Source organism: Curtobacterium sp. NPDC092190 (genome assembly GCF_044755625.1).
Lineage (GTDB): Bacteria > Actinomycetota > Actinomycetes > Actinomycetales > Microbacteriaceae > Curtobacterium.
On sequence record NZ_JBIVRJ010000001.1, the window covers coordinates 879,502 to 897,982 of the forward strand.

At 74.3% G+C, this 18,481-nt stretch carries 14 protein-coding genes, 3 tRNA genes and 1 rRNA gene; 7 read left to right on the plus strand and 11 right to left on the minus strand.

Features of this window, described 5'->3' with window-relative positions:
* Window positions 1–60 precede the first annotated feature (60 nt).
* Window positions 61–1,182, plus strand: coding sequence for an NAD(P)-binding domain-containing protein (locus ACIQFY_RS04070; RefSeq protein ID WP_400338408.1), 1,122 nt, complete (start codon window positions 61–63; stop codon window positions 1,180–1,182).
* A gap of 54 nt (window positions 1,183–1,236) precedes the next feature.
* Here ACIQFY_RS04070 and ACIQFY_RS04075 read toward each other — a convergent pair whose 3' ends face one another.
* A complete protein-coding gene (locus ACIQFY_RS04075) occupies window positions 1,237–2,442 on the minus strand; it encodes an FAD-dependent monooxygenase (protein WP_326496771.1) in 1,206 nt (401 codons plus the stop codon).
* Window positions 2,443–2,527: 85 nt separating this feature from the next.
* Here ACIQFY_RS04075 and ACIQFY_RS04080 point away from each other — a divergent pair, with 85 nt between their 5' ends.
* Window positions 2,528–3,052 carry a MarR family winged helix-turn-helix transcriptional regulator gene (locus tag ACIQFY_RS04080; RefSeq protein WP_251155131.1) on the plus strand — a complete coding sequence of 175 codons (525 nt, stop codon included), beginning with the start codon at window positions 2,528–2,530 and terminating at the stop codon, window positions 3,050–3,052.
* A 111-nt stretch (window positions 3,053–3,163) separates the two neighbouring features.
* On the opposite strand, the gene ACIQFY_RS04085 is transcribed toward ACIQFY_RS04080, so the two are convergent.
* The 3 genes from ACIQFY_RS04085 to ACIQFY_RS04095 form a co-directional block, all read right to left on the minus strand.
* A tRNA-Glu gene (locus ACIQFY_RS04085) sits at window positions 3,164–3,239 on the minus strand.
* Between the two features lie 58 nt (window positions 3,240–3,297).
* A tRNA-Glu gene (locus tag ACIQFY_RS04090) sits at window positions 3,298–3,373 on the minus strand.
* 98 nt (window positions 3,374–3,471) lie between these two features.
* On the minus strand, window positions 3,472–4,104 hold the full coding sequence (locus tag ACIQFY_RS04095) for an MBL fold metallo-hydrolase (RefSeq protein ID WP_066654883.1): 633 nt from the start codon (window positions 4,102–4,104) through the stop codon (window positions 3,472–3,474).
* A 102-nt stretch (window positions 4,105–4,206) separates the two neighbouring features.
* On the opposite strand from ACIQFY_RS04095, the gene ACIQFY_RS04100 reads away from it, so the two are divergent.
* The 3 genes from ACIQFY_RS04100 to ACIQFY_RS04110 all read left to right on the plus strand — a co-directional run bounded on the left by ACIQFY_RS04100 (window position 4,207) and on the right by ACIQFY_RS04110 (window position 8,405).
* On the plus strand, window positions 4,207–5,553 hold the full coding sequence (locus tag ACIQFY_RS04100; RefSeq protein WP_400338372.1) for a glycosyltransferase: 1,347 nt from the start codon (window positions 4,207–4,209) through the stop codon (window positions 5,551–5,553).
* A 381-nt stretch (window positions 5,554–5,934) separates the two neighbouring features.
* On the plus strand, window positions 5,935–6,840 hold the full coding sequence (locus ACIQFY_RS04105; protein ID WP_400338374.1) for a beta-1,6-N-acetylglucosaminyltransferase: 906 nt from the start codon (window positions 5,935–5,937) through the stop codon (window positions 6,838–6,840).
* A complete protein-coding gene (locus ACIQFY_RS04110) occupies window positions 6,837–8,405 on the plus strand; it encodes a lipopolysaccharide biosynthesis protein (RefSeq protein WP_400338376.1) in 1,569 nt (522 codons plus the stop codon). Before ACIQFY_RS04105 ends, ACIQFY_RS04110 begins: the two co-directional genes overlap by 4 nt.
* A 92-nt stretch (window positions 8,406–8,497) precedes the next feature.
* On the opposite strand, the gene ACIQFY_RS04115 is transcribed toward ACIQFY_RS04110, so the two are convergent.
* The 3 genes from ACIQFY_RS04115 to ACIQFY_RS04125 form a co-directional block, all read right to left on the minus strand.
* A complete protein-coding gene (locus tag ACIQFY_RS04115) occupies window positions 8,498–9,457 on the minus strand; it encodes a glycosyltransferase family 2 protein (RefSeq protein ID WP_400338378.1) in 960 nt (319 codons plus the stop codon).
* On the minus strand, window positions 9,454–10,281 hold the full coding sequence (locus ACIQFY_RS04120) for a glycosyltransferase family 2 protein (protein WP_066654892.1): 828 nt from the start codon (window positions 10,279–10,281) through the stop codon (window positions 9,454–9,456). Before ACIQFY_RS04120 ends, ACIQFY_RS04115 begins: the two co-directional genes overlap by 4 nt.
* A 487-nt stretch (window positions 10,282–10,768) precedes the next feature.
* A complete protein-coding gene (locus tag ACIQFY_RS04125) occupies window positions 10,769–12,109 on the minus strand; it encodes a glycosyltransferase family 2 protein (protein WP_066654894.1) in 1,341 nt (446 codons plus the stop codon).
* A 229-nt stretch (window positions 12,110–12,338) separates the two neighbouring features.
* Between ACIQFY_RS04125 and ACIQFY_RS04130 the strand changes: the two genes are divergently transcribed.
* The gene (locus ACIQFY_RS04130; protein ID WP_400338380.1) at window positions 12,339–14,558 is read left to right on the plus strand and encodes a hypothetical protein; all 2,220 of its coding nucleotides are present in this window, start codon (window positions 12,339–12,341) and stop codon (window positions 14,556–14,558) included.
* Entirely contained in the window at window positions 14,548–15,426 is an 879-nt protein-coding gene (locus tag ACIQFY_RS04135) for a glycoside hydrolase family 16 protein (protein WP_271827093.1), read from the plus strand. The genes ACIQFY_RS04130 and ACIQFY_RS04135 overlap by 11 nt, the downstream gene beginning before the upstream one ends.
* A gap of 264 nt (window positions 15,427–15,690) precedes the next feature.
* On the opposite strand, the gene ACIQFY_RS04140 is transcribed toward ACIQFY_RS04135, so the two are convergent.
* The 4 genes from ACIQFY_RS04140 to rrf form a co-directional block, all read right to left on the minus strand.
* Window positions 15,691–15,762 (minus strand) — tRNA-Gln (locus ACIQFY_RS04140).
* 46 nt (window positions 15,763–15,808) lie between these two features.
* Complete coding sequence (locus ACIQFY_RS04145) at window positions 15,809–16,768, minus strand: NAD(P)/FAD-dependent oxidoreductase (RefSeq protein ID WP_311205545.1); 960 nt, start codon at window positions 16,766–16,768, stop codon at window positions 15,809–15,811.
* Window positions 16,769–16,778: 10 nt separating this feature from the next.
* The gene (gene gltX, locus ACIQFY_RS04150; RefSeq protein ID WP_251155140.1) at window positions 16,779–18,266 is read right to left on the minus strand and encodes a glutamate--tRNA ligase; all 1,488 of its coding nucleotides are present in this window, start codon (window positions 18,264–18,266) and stop codon (window positions 16,779–16,781) included.
* A gap of 125 nt (window positions 18,267–18,391) precedes the next feature.
* Window positions 18,392–18,481 (minus strand): 5S ribosomal RNA (rrf, locus tag ACIQFY_RS04155); the annotation flags it as partial.

The window sequence follows — 18,481 nt, forward strand, 5'->3', positions numbered from 1 at the left end:
GACGCGGACGCGACCGCCGATGCAGTCGCGGCGGTCGACGCCGTCGCGACCGTCGCCGTCATCGGCGCGGGGCAGGCCGGGCTGTCGGTCGCGCACCACCTGCGCCGACGCGGGTTCCGCGCCGTGTCCGGCGCCGGGGACCGCGGCGGGCCGGCCGGCAGGACCGTCGTCGTGCTCGACGCGAACCCGCGGCCGGGAGGCGCGTGGCAGCACCGGTGGGCGTCGCTGCGCATGGCCACGGTGAACGGCATCCACGATCTGCCCGGCACACCGCTCCCACCCGTCGACCCCGCGGAGGAGGCCCGCACCGCGGTCCCCCGCTACTTCGCCGACCACGAGGCGCGCGAGGCCCTCCCGGTGCTGCGGCCCGTCCGCGTGCGGTCGGTGACCCCGGTCGACGACCGCCCCGACGGGGCACTCCGTCTCGACACGGACCACGGCTCGTGGCTGGTGCGCGCCGTGGTGAACGCCACCGGCACGTGGGACACCCCGGTGGTCCCGGACGTGCCGGGTGCCGCGTCCTTCCTCGGCGAGCAGCTGCACAGTCGCGACTTCGTCGACGCCGAGCACTTCCGCGGCAGGCGCGTGGCCGTCGTCGGCGGCGGGATCTCCGCGGTGCAGCTGCTCGGGGAGATCAGCCTCGTCACCTCGACCGTCTGGTACACCCGGCGCGAACCGGTGTTCCTGCCGGGCGGCTTCGTCCACGAGGTCGACGGCGTCGACGTGGAACGACGCGTGGCCGCCGACGTCCGGGCCGGTCGACCGCCGGCGAGCATCGTGTCGTACACCGGACTGATCTGGACCGGCGCGCTGCGTGACGCCGCTCGGCGCGGTGTGCTCGAGCGGCGGCCGATGTTCACGCGGGTCCGACCGCACGGCGTCGTGGAGGCCGACGGCACCGACACCTCGGTGGACGTCCTGCTCTGGGCGACCGGGTACCGCGCGGACCTCGACCACCTGGCACCGATGCACCTGCGCGGCCCGCTCGGCGGTGTCCCGGTCGCCGGTACGCAGGTGACCGACGAGCCGCGCGTGCACCTCGTCGGGTACGGCCCGTCGCAGTCGACCGTCGGGGCGAACCGCGCGGGTCGGGCCGCCGCCCGCGACCTGGACCGCTGGCTCGACACCCACGAGGGCGCCCGTGGGGACGGTCGACCGCCGAGGGCCGACGTCGAGCGCTGACCGCCGGACCCCGGACCCGATCAGCGTCTCGCCGAGCGGTGCCGCCGAACAGCCTCAGGCCACCGGGACCGGCGGGAGCTCGCGGTCGGTCTCGGCGACGCGGGTGGCCTTCGCCGCGAGGCCCCGCAGCGGCCCCTCGAGCAGCACCCTGTCGGCGACGTGGCGGAGCGCGAGCCCGAGCCGGGTCCGGGGGTAGGCGAACCGGACGATCCCGCGCGGGATGCCCTGCACGTCGTCCACGAGCGGTCGCATCCAGTCGTCGAACGCCGCGAGCGCACGGTCGAGGTCCGCACGGTCCGAGGAGCGACCCGTGACCGATGCGGCGAGCACGTACCCGCTCGTGAGGGCGAGCGACGCGCCTCCTCCACCCATGGGCGTGACGCACCACGCCGCGTCGCCGACGAGGGCCACGCGGCCCCGTCGCCAGACGGGCATCCGCACCTGGGTGAGCCGGTCGACGTAGACGTCGTCCGACGTCGCGAAGCCGTCGAGCACACGGCGCGACTGCCACCCGGCGTCGGCGAACCGTTCCTCGAGCCCCGCCTGCACCCCCGTGCGCTCGGCGCCGGTCACCCCGTCGTCGTCGCCGGCCCAGGCCAGGATCGCGCGGGTCGTGTCGTACGGGTCGGGGCGCAGGTGCACCTGGCGTCCACCGACGGCGTTGTACCAGCGCCACCGTCGGTCGTCGGAGTCCGTCCGAGGGATCGTCCCGAACGCCATCGTGACGCCCAGGTCCCGCTCGGCGACGTCGCCCGGGTGGTCGAACACCAGCGCCCGGGTGGTCGACCGGACACCCTCGGCGACCACGAGCAGGTCCGCTCGGAGCGTCCGACCGGAGGTCGTCGTGACGGCGACGTGTCCGAGCGCGGTGTCGTCGACGTCAGTGATCCGCTCACCGAAGACGAAGGGCACCTCGTCGGGCAGCGCGTCGCGGACCGTGCGGGCCAGGTCGCCCCGGAGCACCTCGAGCTCGGCGGTCGCGCCGTCCGGCCCCTCGGGCAGGGTCGCGGTCACCCGTCCCTCGGTGTCGACCAGGACGGTCCCGGTCTCGGTGGTGTTCGCGGCACGGACCGCATCCGTCAGCCCCATCCGCTCGAGCACCTGCTTCGCGACGCCGCGGACGTCGACGTTCTGCCCACCGTCACGGAAGGCCCGAGCCCGTTCGACGACGGTGACGTCCCAACCGGTGTGCCGGAGCCACCAGGCGGCGGACAGACCTGCGATGCTCGCTCCCGAGATCACTGCGTGTGGTGCGGACATGTCCTGCTCCTCGTGTGCTGCGCGGTCGGCTGGGACCGACCGCTCGTGCTTTACAGTGAAGCGACTTGACTGTGGAGGAACCTGGATGCCCGACATCGACCCGCTCACGACGGACTGGCAGGACGACGAGGTCGCCGTCATGCACCACCTCCGGGACTGGGCCGTGGCGTTCGAGGAGCTCGACCGGCACCTCGGCGTGTGGATGGGGATGTCGACGACGGATGCGAACGCCCTCGGTCAGGTGCTGTGGGCCGAGCAGGCAGGCGAGCCGCTCTCCCCCGCGCAGCTCGCCCGGCAGATCGGCATGACCTCCGGTGCGACCTCGGTGCTCGTCGACCGGCTCGAGACGGCAGGGCACGTGACCCGCCACCGCGAGAGCACGGACCGCCGGCGGGTGACCCTGCGCGCGACCGCCGCGGCGCGGGCTGCGAACGAGGCGTTCCTCGCGCTCGCCGGGCGCGAGATCGCCGGCGCCCTCCGGGAGAGCGACCCCGCCGAGCTCCGGGCCGCACTGCGGTTCCTCGCGCGGATGACGACGGCGGCGACCGCGGCGAACACGCGCCTCGCGGCGCGTCGGAACGGTGGCTCGACCACCGCGACCGCCCACTGATCGACGGGCGGCGCCTCGCCGGGAGCGACGGGCTCCGCATCCCCGAGAGCACTGCATCGCCGCGAACGACGAGAACCCCTCCGGGCCGGAGCTCGGAGGGGTTCTCGGGTGTGGTGACCCCAGCGGGATTCGAACCCGCGTTACCGCCGTGAGAGGGCGACGTACTAGGCCGCTATACGATGGGGCCGCACGCCCCGCTCGAGAGCGGGACACACTCGTTGTCGGACTCGGAGGCTAGCCACCTGTGGTGACCCCAGCGGGATTCGAACCCGCGTTACCGCCGTGAGAGGGCGACGTACTAGGCCGCTATACGATGGGGCCGTTCCGACAACCCGATAAGTATGGCACAACGCGCGCACGCTGCCAAAACGGGGCGTGTCGCCCGGGTGTGCCGCGCCTCCGGGCGGACCCGCAGCGTCTCAGATCGTGAGCGACTCGCCGGGCCGGAGCACGACGAGTTCCCCGTCCCCGAGCGCCTCGCGCTGCCGGTCGGTGTGCATGGCGAAGCCGATCTCGGACAGCGTCGCCTCGTGCACCGGGTAGGCGCGCCGCGGACCGACCGCGGCGATCCAGTCCATCATCTCCTCGACCTTGAGCCACGGTGCGCCGACCGGAGCAGCGAGGACCTCGACGGGGACGCCGGGCACCGTGTACGCGTCCCCGGGGTGGAAGAGACGACCGTCCACCAGCACCCCGGTGTTGTCGACGAGGGGCACCGAGGAGTGGATGCGCTGGTGCCGCGCGCCGTGCAGGTCGAGCGTGAAGGGGCCGACCTCGCGGTGGTCACCGTCGCCGACCACCTCGACCGTGATGCCCGCGTCGGCGAGCGCCGCGGCCACGCCCGACGGCCCGAGGACCACCGCGTCCGGGTTCCGGTCGAGGATCCCGTGCAGCTGCTCGGGGGTGCCGTGGTCCGGGTGCTCGTGCGTCACGACGACGGCCACGACCCCGGTCACGTCGACCGGGCGGGTGAACCCGCCGGGGTCCAGGACGAGCCGTGCCCCGTCCTTCGTGACGACCTGGCACGCGTGCTCGAGCTTGGTGACCTCCATGCGGGCGACCCTACGCGCGTGGCTGCGGGGTTCCGCACGGGTCCCGCCACGGTCCTGGCACGCCGTTGTCGGACGTCGATGCGTGCCCGTAGCGTCCGGGACATGGCCACCACCACCGCCGTCGCCCTGCCCGGACCCCGGCGCGTCGTGCACGTCGACCTCGATGCCGCGCTGCCGGAGCTCGTCGCCGACGGGACCGGTACGGAGGCCCTCGTCGTCGGACGCCGCGACGGGTACCCCGTCTGCACGGCCGGGCTGACGCTGACGGCCGACCCGTCCGACGCCGCGCGGGTGCTGCGGGCGCTCGCCGCATCGTCGTCCGGGACCGCCCCGACCGCGCCGGCCCCCGTGCACGACGACGACCTTCCGTCGGTCTCCGTCGTCGTGTCCACCGTGGTCGACCGCGTCGAGGGCCTCGGTCGGTTGCTCGACGCCCTCGAGCGCCACGACCACCCGGAGCACGAGGTCATCGTGGTCGACAACCGTGTCCGGGTCCCGGAGGACGACCCGCTGCCGGCCCTGCTCGCGGGACGCCGTGTCCGACTCGTCGAGGAACGGCGCCCCGGGCTGTCCGCCGGGCGGAACGCGGGGATCGCTGCGGCACGGGGCGAGGTCGTGGCGTTCACCGACGACGACGTGCAGGTCGACCCGCGCTGGCTCCGTGCCCTCGGCGAGCGCTTCGTCCGTGAGCCGGAGCTCGACGCCGTCGTCGGCGTGGTCCTGCCGACCGAGCTCGCGACGCCCGCGCAGGTCTGGTACGAGGCGTACTACGGCGGCTTCAGCGGCGAGCGCTCCTTCGAGCCGGTGACCATCGTCCCCGAGGACGTGCCCGGCGCGATGCGCTTCGCCCGCGTGGCCGCGGTGCGACCGGACGGCTCGGTCCGGCGACGGTTCCCGGTGTACGGCATCGGTGCGTACGGCGCCGGCGCGAACATGGCGTTCCGCCGGACACTGCTCGAGTCGGTCGGTGGGTTCGACCCGACCCTCGGCGCCGGGTCCCCCGCACGCGGCGGCGAGGACCTGGCGATGTTCGTCGAGACCCTCTGGCGCGGCGGACGCATCGGCTTCGAACCCCGCGCCGTCGTGCACCACCGGCACCGCCGGACCGTCGCGGAGCTGCACGCGCAGCTGCACGGCAACGGCGTCGGGTTCGCCGCCCTGCTCTGCGCACTCGTGGCCCGGGACCGACGACACGTCGCCGTCCTCGCTCGGCTCGTCCCCCTCGCGGCGACGGCGAAGGCCCGGGTCGCGGCCGCGGCCCTGTTCCGCGGCCGTGGCGCCGACCACCGACGGGCCGCGGACCCGACCCTCCCGGCTCCGGCGAGCACGCCGGTGCCGCGGTCGCTGGCGTACCACGAGCTCCGGGGGTTCCCCGCGGGACCGTCCGCATGGCTCCGCAGTCGTCGACGCTGGCGCGCCGTCGGGGCGGGACGTCCCCTCGCCGGGTGACCCCGAGGCGCGGCGGCACGCGTCACCGTAGGATCGGTCACGTCCCGACGACTGCGTCGGGCGCGAGGAGGGCGCATGCTGCTGGGTACCGACACCGAGCACCGTGCCGTCCCGGCGGACGACGCCACGGGTCCAGCGCCGGTGCTGCACCGCGTCGCGCCGAGCGCGACGGACACCGCCACGTGCGCGTGCGGCCACCAGCGGGAGGCGCACGAGCACCACCGGCGCGGCTCGGACTGCGCGCTCTGCGACTGCCCGCGCTTCCGTCGCCGGGGCTGACCGCCGCGCTCGAGCGGTGCCGCGTGCGGGAAACCGCTGCATCCCCGCAGCCGCCCCGGCGGTTCCTTGTCGGGCTCCGGGGCCGGAGTTAGCGTCGCTCGCATGCCCATCCCCACCGCGGAGCTCGCCTGCGTCGTCCTCGCACACGAGGACCCGACCCAGGTCCGCCGACTCCTCGAGGCGCTGGACCCCTTCCCCGTGTTCCTGCACTGCGACGTCCGTACTCCGGACGCCGCGCACGACGCGATGACCGACGGGCTCCCGTCGCGCGTCCACCTGCTCGACCGCCGGCGCACCGGATGGGCGCGGTGGGAGAACGCAGCAGCGGAGCTCGCCGGGTACCGCGCCGCCCTCGCCGGGACGGATGCGAGCCACATCGCCGTCCTGACGGGGAGCGACTACCCGCTCGCCACCGCCGACGAGGTGCGCGCGGTGCTCGGGCGCCACCCCGGTCGTTCGTTCCTCGTCACCCACCCGCTCCCGCACCCGGACTGGCGCGGCGGGGGCTGGTCGCGGTTCCGCTACCGCCACTGGGCGTGGCGCAAGCACATGCTGCGGCTTCCGGTGCCGCGTCGACTGCCGCGTGGGGTCGTCCTGACCGGTGGGTCCCAGGTGAAGCTGATCAGTCGCGAGCACGCGCAGGCCGTGGTCGACGTCGTGGACGCCCGCCCGGACCTCGTGCGCTTCTGGCGCCGCGTGTGGATCGCCGACGAGTCGCTCGTGGCCTCGATCCTGAACTCCCCCGCACTCGTCCCGGGGTTCGCCGACGAGCACCTCGAGCACCCGCTCTGGTACATCGGGTGGGACGGTACCCGGATGAAGAGCCCGCCGTGGCTCGGGACGGCGGACGCCGGACGCCTGCTGGAGCACTGGACCGGTCCGGACGACCAGGCGCCGTACCTCTTCGCGCGGAAGTTCTCCACGAGCCGCAGCGCCGACCTGCTCGACCTCGTCGACGCGGCCGTCGGCCTGCGGGCGCACCGTCCCGCCGGGGCCACCGCGCCGTGAGCGTCCCGTCCGACACCGGGAGTACGACGCGGACGACGACGGTGCGGCGCTCCGGGCGGCACGTCGCCCGTGCCCGCGACACCACGAGCAGCCCAGGCAGCACCGCGGGCACGGACGGCGGCGGCACGGACACCGGCGGTCCGGAGACCGGCAGCACCGCCGTCCGCACGGGTGCCTCGGCGCTCTTCGGCCGGGGCATGCTCTACGTGGTCGTCTGGTCCATGCAGCTGGTCGTCAGCTCGCTCGTCTCCCCCGTCCTCGCGCACCTGCTGCCGCCGTCGGAGTTCGGCGTGCTCGCGTCCGCCATCGCCCTGTACCAGGCGCTCGGCGTCCTCGCCGTGGCCGGACTCGACCAGGCGGCGGTGCTGCAACGCGCCGAGGACGGCGACGACCGTCGGGCCCGCGGGCTCGTCCCGGTCGGTGCGGTCCTCGCGACCCTCGTCACGCTCGCGGCGCTGGGGTCGCTGCCGGCGTGGGGTGACGCGGCCGGCTTCGTCGGCGAGCACCCGCTCCTCCTGGTCGCGGTGCTCTGGACGCTGCCCGCGGCGGTCGTGCAGACGTCGCTGGCGCTCCTCGTGGCGCAGGACCGGATCCGCGTCTTCGCGGTCACCAGTCTGCTGTCGTCGGTGGGCGGCTCGGTCATCGGCCTCGGCCTCCTCGTACTCGTGCACGCCGACGCGACCACCTACGCCTGGGGCGGCGTGGTCGCGCAGGGCGTGGCGATGGTGATCGGCGTCGTCGCCGTCCGCCCGCGCCTGCGGGGGCTGGTCGACCACGCGACGACGGCACGCGCCTTCCGGCTCGGCGTGCCGATCGCGCTGGGCAACCTGTCCTACTTCGTCCTGAACGCCGGGGACCGCATCGTCGTGCAGCGCCTCCTCGGACCCGACGAGGTGGCCCGCTACCAGATCGCCTACGTCGTCGGTTCGGCGGTCGTCCTGCTCCTGACCTTCACGAACAGCGCGTGGGCGCCGCACTTCGCCGCGCTCCGCGACGCCGCCGCACGACGGCGCCTCGCGATGCACGCGCGTGACGAGCTGTACCTGCTCCTCGCGCCGGTGCTCCTCGCCGTGACCCTCGTGTCGCCGGTCGCGCTCCCGGTGCTGGCACCGCCCTCGTACCGGGTCGAGGAGCTGTCGGTCGTGGTGTTCGTCGTCGCCCTGACGGCCTTCCCGGTCGTCGCGAGCGGCGCCACCGGACGATTGCTCGTCGTGGAGCGCCGCGGTGTCGCCGTCGGGGTGATCGCCGCCACCGCCGCCGCCGTGAACGTCGGCGCGAACCTGCTGCTCGTCCCACCGCTCGGCATCGCCGGCGCCGCGCTGTCCACGGTGCTGTCGTACGCGCTGCTCGCCGTGCTGCAGCAGGCCGCGCTGCGGGACCGGAGGCTGTGGCGTGGACCCGCCCGCCGGGTCCCCCTCGTCGTGGTGCCGGCCGTGCTCCTGGCTGCGGCCTCCCTGCTCGCCCCGCAGGACGCCGTCTGGGACGTCGTGCGCATCGTCGGCGTCGTCGCCTGCCTGCCCTGGTTCCTGCAGCGGCTCCGGGCGGCCCGCGGCGACTCGCGCTGACCTGCACCCGCGCGCACCGACGCCCGCCCGGGCAGCACGCGCGAGGCCCCCGGTACCCACGCGGGGTACCGGGGGCCTTGCATCTGCCGGGGTCAGACCGCGACGGGCTCCGGAGCCGGCGCCGTCGCCCGCACCACGACGGCGCCGAACGTTCGCCCGACCGCGTACCCGGTCACCGTGGCGACGACGCTCGTCACGATCGCGAGCGCACGGACACCACCACCCCGGCCGACCGCCCCGAGCTCGCGCAGGAGCGCCCCCGGCAGCACCCGGGTCAGGTAGGTGCCCTCGCTCGAGAGCGAGTCCCGCGCACCGACCCGTCGGCTCAGGACGGCCTTCGAGATCCCCTCGTAGTAACTGCGACGACGGACGTACCGCATCGACACCCGGTCGGCCGACACACGGTGCGAGACGTTCGACCGCGGCTCGTAGCGGATCCGGGCCGTCGGGCGCATCTGGGCGATCCTGATGCAGAGCTCGGTCTCCTCGCAGCCCAGCGGCTGGTTGCCGACCCGACCGATGCCGGACCGGAACCCGCCCGCGGCGAGCAGGACGTCCCGCCGGAACGCCATGCTCGACCCGATCACGTTCCGGACGTCGCCGGCCTCGGTCGGCAGCCCGGTGTAGCTGCAGCCGACGATCCAGAGCAGCTCGTCCGGGAACGGTCCGGCGCCGGTGGTGTCCGGCCACGACGGGGTCGCACGGCCGCCGGCCCCGACGACGTCGGGCAGCTCGAGGGACTCGACGAGGTGCATCAGCCAGTCCGGGTCGGCCGCGGCGTCGTCGTCGAGGAAGGCCACGACGTCGGACGCGGCGAGTGCCACGCCCGTGTTCCGGGCGCCGGACAGGCCGCGCTCCTCGGCGTTCGGGACGACCCGCAGCTCGGGCCACCTGGCCGCGGCGCGGAGCAGCAGCTCGGGCTCGTGGTCGATCACGACGACGACCTCGGTGGCCTCGGGCTGCCGCTTCGCCGACTCCACGGCTGCCTGCAGGTCGCCCCAGCGCTGCTGGGTGTAGGCGCAGATGACGACCGCGACCGTGGGCAGGCTCACGCGGCTTCCTCGTCGAGGACGGCCACCGGCTCCGCAACGGCGCGGGCGCGCACCGGCGTCGGCGCGAGACGGGCGCGGGCGGCGACCTCGCCGGCGCGACGACGCTCGTGCATGATCGAGGTGAGGACGCGGATGCCGTCGCTCACGGCGTTGAGGTTGCTCGTGCCGTGCACGCGGAGCTTCTCGTGGCTCGGGACCTCGGTGATCGCGAAGCCGGCGGCGGACCACCGGCAGGTCAGGATCGTCTCGATCTCGAAGCCGTCACCCCACCGCATCGATCCGTCGGCGGGCTGCGGGAGCGTCGAGGACAGCAGACCGACCGTCGGCAGCGTGTCCGCCCAGAACGCGTTGTAGCCGTAGCAGAGGTCCGTGTACCGCGCACCGAGCAGCAGGTTCGAGATGATGTTGAGCCCCTTGTTGCCGAGGCCCCGGATCACCGTGATGTCGTCGCTGCCGCCGCCGGGCGCGTACCGGGACCCCTTGGCGACGTCGGCACCGGCGACGAGGGCGTCGACGAAGCGCGGGATCTCGGCGGCGTCCGCGGAGCAGTCCGCGTCGAACATGACGACGACGTCGCCGGTGACCGCCTCGAAGCCGCAGGCCAGTGCGTTGCCCTTGCCCTTCCGGGTCTGCTGCACGACCGTGATCGACGGCATCAGGCGCCGCGCGGTCGCGACGGTGTCGTCGACCGAGTTCCCGTCGACGAGGATCACCTCGTGCACGGGCGGCAGCATCGGCAGGATGATCTCGAGGTTGCGCGCCTCGTTGCGTGCGGGGATGACGACCGAGACACGGGGGTCTCGGGGTCGGACGGTGGTGCTCATGGTGCTCCTGTCGGGTTCAGGCTGCGTGGGTCGTGTCCCGTCGGTCCGGCGCTGGGTGGGCGCCGGTGGGACGTGTGGGGATGGTCCGTGGGGCGGGTGGGGTGCTCTCACCGCGGAGACGGAGGTACGCCGTTCCCGCGGCGGTCCCACCTTCGTCCGCGCCGTGGTCACCGGTCAACGCGGCGCGGGGTGCGTTGCGGCAGCCGCGACCGCGCGTACGGAATCCCGCAAGCGGGCGCGGATCGTGCGGGCACGGCGGCCGGGAGGCACGTGCTGACGCTCCGACGCACCGCCCGACGCGCCACGTGGCGACCGGGAGGGGCGGGACGGGTGGACCGTTCGTCCGACGTCCCGCACGTCGTCGCGTCGCGGCGCGGGGTGCGGCCGCGCGACGGTCGCTGCGGTCCGGTACCGGGCCGGGCCGCAGCCCGCGGTGCGGGCGCACGGCGCGCCTCCCGGTCGGCACGCGGTCGGACCGCGTGCCGGATCAGGAGGTCCGGCGGGCGGCAGCCGAGCGGGCGCGCACCGTGTGACGGGACCGCGCGTAGCGACCGACACCCCGCAGCACGGCGCGGAGCTCGACGCCGCGCACCGCGGCGACCTCGCGGTCGAAGGCGCTGTCACCCGCTGCGGGGACGGTGTCGGAGCGCGCCGGCCCACCGGCGACGTCCGCTGCGGGGACTGCCGCCCCGGCGAGCAGGTGCCGGACCGCGCCGGGCGCGCGGACCAGCGCCATCCCGAGCGTCCGTGGCCGGAGGGCGGTCTTCGTCAGCCACGCCCCGAGCCCGGTGCCGTACCCGACCGCCTGGGTGCGGAGTGCGGCGACGTCGGCGCGGTGCCGGTGCCAGACCAGGGCGGAGGGCTCGACCGCGAGGGCCGCGCCGGAGAGCACCACGCGGGCGAAGACGTCGATGTCCTCGCCGCCGCCCGTGGCGGTGCCGACGCCGAGCGCCTCGTCGAAGCCCCCGAGCGCGAGCACCGCGTCACGGCGCATCGCGAAGTTCGCCCCGGTGCCGTAGTCGCCCACCGAGAACGGGAAGAGCGGCCGGTCCGCCGGCGGGGCGGTGAGCCGGAACACCCGCGGGGTGAGGTTCCGCGACCAGGTCACCCGTTCGTCGAACCAGCGCTGGGCCGGCGTGCGGAGCTCGCCGCTCGCCACGAGCCCGCTGACGCACACGACGTCCTCCCCGCGGGCGAAGCCGGACGCGAGGGCACGGAGCCACCCGCGGTCGACCACCACGTCGTCGTCGGTGAACGCGACGACCTCGCCGCGGGCGGCGCGGACACCGGCGTTCCGGGCGCTGGACAGCCCGGGCGTCGGCTCGAGCACGTACCGGATGCGCGGGTCGGTGCCGGGCGCGGTGACGAGTCGACGGGTGGCGTCGTCGGACGGCGCGTTGTCGACCACGACGACCTCCAGGTCGGGGTGGTCGAGCGCGAGGACCGACCGCAGGGCGTCGGCGAGCTGGTCGGCGCGGTCGCGGGTGCAGAGCACGACGGTCGTGCTCGGGAGCCGCACCGGCACGGGCGGGTGCTCGGCCGGGGGCAGCGCGTCGACGGCCGCGCGGAGCTCGGAGGCGTCGACCGCCCCGTCGGTGACGGGCAGGTCGACGAAGCCCCGGGGCGACGTGCCCGCACGGACGAGGAGCCGCGCCGTCCGGTGGCCGGCGGCGTCCGCCAGCGGGATCGCGACGTCGCCGTCGGGGACCTCGTGCGCGTCGACGGCGCCGACCCAGACCGCACCCGGCCAGGTGGGCGGCTCGGGGCTCGCCATCGTGCGCTCGAGCACGAGGCGGGACGACGACGGTCGCGGCGGCGTGGAGGTCATGGGACCACCGTCGTCGGCCCCGGCGGTGGCGTCAACGCGGCCGCGGGGAGCCTGCGGTTCCCCCGCAGGAGCGGACGCGACCGTGCGTGATGCCGCAATGCCGCAGGGCACCCGCACAACACCGTCGGCACCCTCGTCGGTGGCGGTCGACGATGGTCGACTTGCCTCGACAGCCGGCACCCGACCCGAAGGAACGCCCGATGCCCCTCACCACCGCGGTGGTCACCCCGTGACCGCGACGGCGCCCACGCGGGTGGAACTCCGCCGGGCGCACCGGGTGCACCGGTCCCCGCTGCCGGCGGTCGCTGCCGCGGTGCTGGCGTTCGCGGCGACGGCGGTGCTGCTCACCGGGACGACCGGTCCGGTGCAGACCGCCGTGGTCCTGACGGCGCTCCTCGTCGTGCCCGGGACGGCCGTCGTCCGGCCCCTCCGCCTGACCGAGCCGGTGAGCCGGGCGGCGCTCGTCCTCGTCGCCGGTGCCGCGGTCGACACCGTCGTCGCCCTCGCCATGGTCTGGACCCAGCGCTGGGCCCCCGTCCCGGCGGCGGGCCTCGTCCTCGTCGTCAGCGGCTGGGCGGCGCTGGCGCACGGGGTCGTCACGGCCCGGTCGTCCGACCGGGCGTCGGTGCAGCACGCCGTCCGCTCCGCCTGGGCAGCACGCCGCGACGGTACGGTCGTCCGGCTCGCGGTCGGCGGCGGCGTGCTCGTCACGGGGGTCGCGCTCTGGGTCGTCGGCACGGCGCAGACCACCAGAGGGGCGCTCGGCGAGTGGGGCCTGCTCACCGCCGTCCCCCCGGTGTGGTGGGTCGGTGCCGGTGCGGTCCTCGCGGTGACCGTCGTCGCGCTGGTCGACCGTCGGTTCCCGGCCGCGCTCGGCACCGCCACCGCCGCCGTGCTCGTCGTGGTCGTGTACGGCACGGCGAACCTCGCGGCTGCCGAGCCCCGACCGCCCTGGGTCTTCAAGCACATCGCCGTCACCGCGTACATCCAGCAGCACGGCTCGGTCGACCCGGCGATCGACATCTACAACCGCTGGCCGGGCTTCTTCGCGGTGAGCGCCTTCCTCGGTTCCGTCACGGGGACCACGGACGCCGCCGCGCCGGTCCGCTTCGTGGAGGTCGCGTTCGCCCTGCTCGACGGTGCCCTCGTCCTCGGCATCGCCCGGGCGCTCGGGCTCCGGGGCCGCTGGGCGGTCACGGCCGCCGTGGTCTTCAGCGCCGCGAACTGGGTCGGTCAGGACTACTACTCACCGCAGGCGTTCGCCTTCGCGCTCTTCCTCGCCGTCGTGCTCGTCGTGCTCACCACGCTGCGCAGCACCCCGAACGCGCTCGGGCGCGGGATCGTCGGTGTCGTCTCCCGGCTGCTCCGGGCCCGCCGGGCACCGATCGTGCCGACCTGTGGGACCGCCGCGGCCGTCGACCCCGGTACCGCCGCCACCCGCACCGCGACCGTCACCGCGGTGGTCCTGGTCGTGCTCCTCCAGGCGGTGATCACGGCGTCGCACCAGCTCACGCCCTACGTGCTCGTCGCCGCGTTCGTCCCGCTCGTCGTGATCGGGGTCGTCCGACCCTGGTGGACCGCGCTGCCCGTCGTCGCCGCACCGCTGCTGTACCTCCTGCCGAACCTCGACTACGTGCAGGAGAAGTTCGGCCTGACCACCGGGTTCGACCCGGTGAGCAACGCCACGGCCGCCTCGACGTCGATCGCGATCCCGTCGCTCGCGACCACCCTGCAGAGCCGCGGGGTGCTCGCCCTCACCGCCCTGGTCGCGGTCGTCGCCCTGGTCGGCATCGTGCGGACGGTGCGTGCCGGTCACGGCCACCGGGCACTGCTCGTGCTCTGGCTCGCCGCGTGCCCGGTCGTGCTCGTCCTCGGGCAGAGCTACGGGGGTGAGGGCAGGTTCCGCGTCGTGCTCTTCTCGGCGCCCTTCCTGGCGATCGCCGCCGTCCACGCGCTGCACGGGCGTCGGCTCCGTCTCCTGCTCACCGGCGCACTGGTCGGCGTCACGACGCTGCTCTTCGTCGCGACGACGTTCCAGGCCGAGCAGGCGAACCGGACGCCAGCCGGCGAGGTCCTGGCGGCGCGGTGGCTGGACGGCCGCTTCACGGCGGACGACACCCTGACGACCGTCGGCGGCTTCCCTGCCGTCATCGGCGCCGGGTACCCCGCGTACCTGCAGCGCTGGGGCCAGGTGCAGTCGCTGGGCGACCTCACGCAGTGGTACCCGGACGGCATCACGCCGGCCGACCTCGACGAGTCGCTCGCGGACCGGGCGCACGGCGGGGACGCGTGGCTGGTGTTCTCCGACGCCGAGCGCGCGGACGTGGTCGCCCGCGGCACCGCGACGGGCGCGGAGGTCGACGCCCTCGAACGTTCGGCAGCGGATCGCGGGACGCTGCGCTACGACCGCGACGGTGTCCGGATCTACGAGGTCGCCCGTGCGGCGTGAGCCCGCGACGCCCGAACCGGGCCCCACACGGCGCGACGTGCTGCGCCGCGGTGCGGTCGTCGCGGGACTCGTCGGCGCCGCGGCGCTGACCGGCACCGTGGCCGTCGTCCTGCCGACGGCGATCCGCCGGGCCGACCGCGCCGTGCCCGCGGAGATGCCCTCGGGGACGGTCGAGTCGGGCGGGGTCCGCTGGGTCCCGTACCTCGCCGAGGACTTCGACCGCGACGCCGCCCACGGCGACCTGCTCGCGGTCTACCCGGCGATGGCCGAGTACCGCGGGTTCCGCGACACCTCGGGCAAGGGGATCTACCACCCGGACGAGGTCGTCTCGGTCCACGACTCGACGCTCGACTTCCACCTGCGGACCGAGGACGGTCAGCCACTCGTCGCGGCCGTGCTGCCCGCGGGCTACCGGTCGTACACGCACCAGCGCGTCTCGATCCGCTACCGGGCCGGTGACGCCCCCGGCTACAAGTTCGTGATGCTCCTCTGGCCGCTGTCGGGCGACTGGAACGAGGGCGAGATCGACTGGCCGGAGGGCGACCTGGGCGGCGACGTCCGCCCGGTGTCGGCGGTGCCGGGCAGCTTCGACGCTGCGGACCGCACCATGCGGTTCCTGCCGGAGGACGCTCCGACGGTGCCGGGCGGCCAGCAGGACTGGCACGTCGCCACCGTCGAGTGGACCGCCGACGTCGTGCGCTTCTGGTGGGACGGTGCACTCGTCGCCTCGACGGCGGGCGCCGTGCCGAGGGTGCCGATGCGCGTCACCCTGCAGGCCGAGACCGCGATCGGCGACGCCCGCGTGCCGGCGGGGTCCGACGGGCACGTGCTCGTCGACTGGGTCGTGGCGTACCGCGCGGCCGACTGACGCCGAGCGGGCTCCTGCCCGGACGCCGACCACGACGGACCGACCGTCGACACCTCCGGGACACCGGCGCTCCTCGGTGCCGGCGTCTCCTCGGTGCCGGCGTCTCCTCGGTGCCGGCGTCCGGTGTCGTTCCGGGCGTTCCGCGTCCGTTCGCGCGCCCGGTGTTGATTCGGGCGTTCCGTGTCGATCCGGGCGTGTCTCCTCGTACGAGGCGCCCGGGAACGGGAAAAGCCCCCGGGATCTCCCGGGGGCTTTTCCTTCGAGCTGGGGTACCTGGACTCGAACCAAGAACGACGGTACCAGAAACCGCTGTGTTGCCAATTACACCATACCCCAAAAGGCCTGCTGGCCTTCCGTTCCCCGTTGTCCGGGGCACGATCAACTACTGTACAGCATCCCGGAGGTCCTCGAGACCACCCACCAGGTCCCGGTGCACCGCGGCTGCCGTCGACGCCCCGTGACCGGCTGCCACGACGAGCTGCTCGGGACCTGGCGGGGTGACGTCCCCGACGGCGTACAGCCCGGGCACCCGGGTCCGACCGACGCGGTCCACGCGGAGGAGCCCTTCGGCGTCCCGGTCCGCCGGCGCGTCGAGCCAGTCGAGGTCGGCGTGCCACAGGGGTCGCACGAACGCTCCGGTGTGCGGCCGCACGTCGCCGTCCGCCAGGCGGACACCGGTGAGGCCGTCCCGACCGCCCTCGAGGTCGGCCACGGGCCGTTCGTCGACCGTCACGCCCGCCGCCGACAGGCGCGCACGGCCGGCATCGTCCAGCACCGCGGCACCGTTCGTGTAGACCACCAGGTCGTCGGTCCACGAACCGACGAGCAACGCGCGGTCCACCACGTCGGACGTCTCGCACAGGAACGCGAGGGGCTGCCCTGCGTGCTCGTACCCGTCGCACTCGACGCAGCTGTGCACCGACGTGCCGTAGAGGGCTCGCAGGGACGGCAGTGCCGGGAACTCCTCCCGGAGCCCCGTCGCGACCACGACGGCCCTCGCGCGGGCCCGCAGCTCGGCCCCGCGGGAGGAACCGTGCACCGACCAGCCGTCACCGTCGCGGGCCACACGGTCGACGACCGACTGCACGACGGTCGCCTCCGGGTAGGACTCGACCTCGACCCGGCCGAGCTTCCGGAGCTCGAGCGGCGAGATCCCGTCGCGCGTGACGAAGCCGTGCGAACGGAGTGTGGCAGCGTTGCGCGGTCGGTTCGCGTCGACGAGCAGCACCGTCCGCCGGGCGCGGACCAGGTTGAGCGCAGCGCTCAGTCCGGCCGGACCGGCACCGATGACCGCGACGTCGACGGACAGGCCGTCGCCGTCCCGCGCACCCGGAGTCGTCACCACGACGGTGTCAGCGGTCCGCGAGTCGGCGGAGACGGGTGAGTGTGGACTCCTTGCCGAGGATCTCCATGGACTCGAACAGCGGCGGGCTGATCCGGCGCCCGGACACGGCGACGCGGAGCGGTCCGAACGCCACGCGCGGCTTGAGGCCCATGCCGTCGATGAGGGACGACCGCAGGGCTGCCTCGATCGACCCGGTCGTCCAGTCCTCGACGCCCTCGAGCGCGGTGACCCCGGCGTGGAGCACGTCCCCGGCGTCGTCCTTCAGCGTGGCGCGGGCGTCGTCCTCGACCACGAGCTCGTCGTCGGTCGTGAACAGGAAGCCGAGCATCGCCGGAGCCTCGCCGAGGAGCTGCATGCGCTCCTGGACCAGCGGGGCCGCAGCCGCGAGCACCCGCTCCTGCTCGGCGGTCGGCGGCACCGACACGAAGTCCGTCAGGTACGGCAGCAGGCGTCCGCGGAAGTCGTCGGCGTCGAGCAGACGGATGTGGTCACCGTTGATCGCCTCGGCCTTCTTGTGGTCGAAGCGGGCGGGGTTCGGGTTCACGTCGACGACGTCGAACGCGGCGACCATCTCGTCCGACGAGAAGACGTCGCGGTCCGGGCCGATCGACCAGCCGAGCAGCGCGAGGTAGTTGAGGAGCCCCTCCGGCACCATGCCGGCGGCACGGTGGTGGAACAGGTTCGACTCGGGGTCGCGCTTCGAGAGCTTCTTGTTGCCCTCCCCCATGACGTACGGGAGGTGTCCGAAGCGGGGGACGACGTCGGTGATGCCGACCTCGACGAGCGCCTCGTACAGCGCGATCTGCCGCGGGGTCGACGACAGCAGGTCCTCACCGCGCAGCACGTGGGTGATCCCCATCAGGGCGTCGTCGACCGGGTTCGTGAACGTGTACAGCGGCTTGCCGTTGGGGCGGACCACCACGAAGTCCGGGAAGGTGCCCTGCTTGAAGGTGATCTCGCCGCGCACCAGGTCGTCGAAGCTGAGGTCGCGGTCGGGCACCCGGAGCCGCAGCGCCGGCTGCCGCCCCTCGTCGCGGAACGCCTGGCGCTCGGCCTCGGTCAGGTCGCGCTCGTGGTTGTCGTACCCCTGCTTCGGGTCGCGACCGGCGGCCGTGTTCCGGGCCTCCATCTCCTCCGGTGTCACGTACGACTCGTAGACGTGGCCGGACGCACGCAGCTTCGCGATGACGTCCTCGTACACGTCCGAGCGCTCGGACTGGCGGTACGGACCGTGCGGACCGCCCACCTCGACGCCCTCGTCCCAGTCGAGCCGGAGCCACCGGAGCGCGTCGAGGATCTGCTCGTAGGACTCCTCGCTGTCCCGAGCGGCGTCGGTGTCCTCGATGCGGAACACGAGCTTGCCGCCGGTGTGGCGCGCGTAGGCCCAGTTGAACAGGGCCGTCCGGATGAGCCCCACGTGCGGGGTCCCGGTCGGGCTCGGGCAGAAACGGACTCGGACGTCGGAGCCGGTGGCAGTGGTGAACGGTGCAGTCATGACCACACGATCCTACCGGCGCGCCACGCTACCCGACCTGCGGTGGCGGTGTGCGGGTCGGCCCGGTAACGCAGGAAACCCCTGACCGATCACGGTCAGGGGTTTCCTGGTGTTGCTGAAGTTGAGTCCGGCGGCGTCCTACTCTCCCACAAGGTCCCCCTTGCAGTACCATCGGCGCTGAGAGGCTTAGCTTCCGGGTTCGGAATGTGACCGGG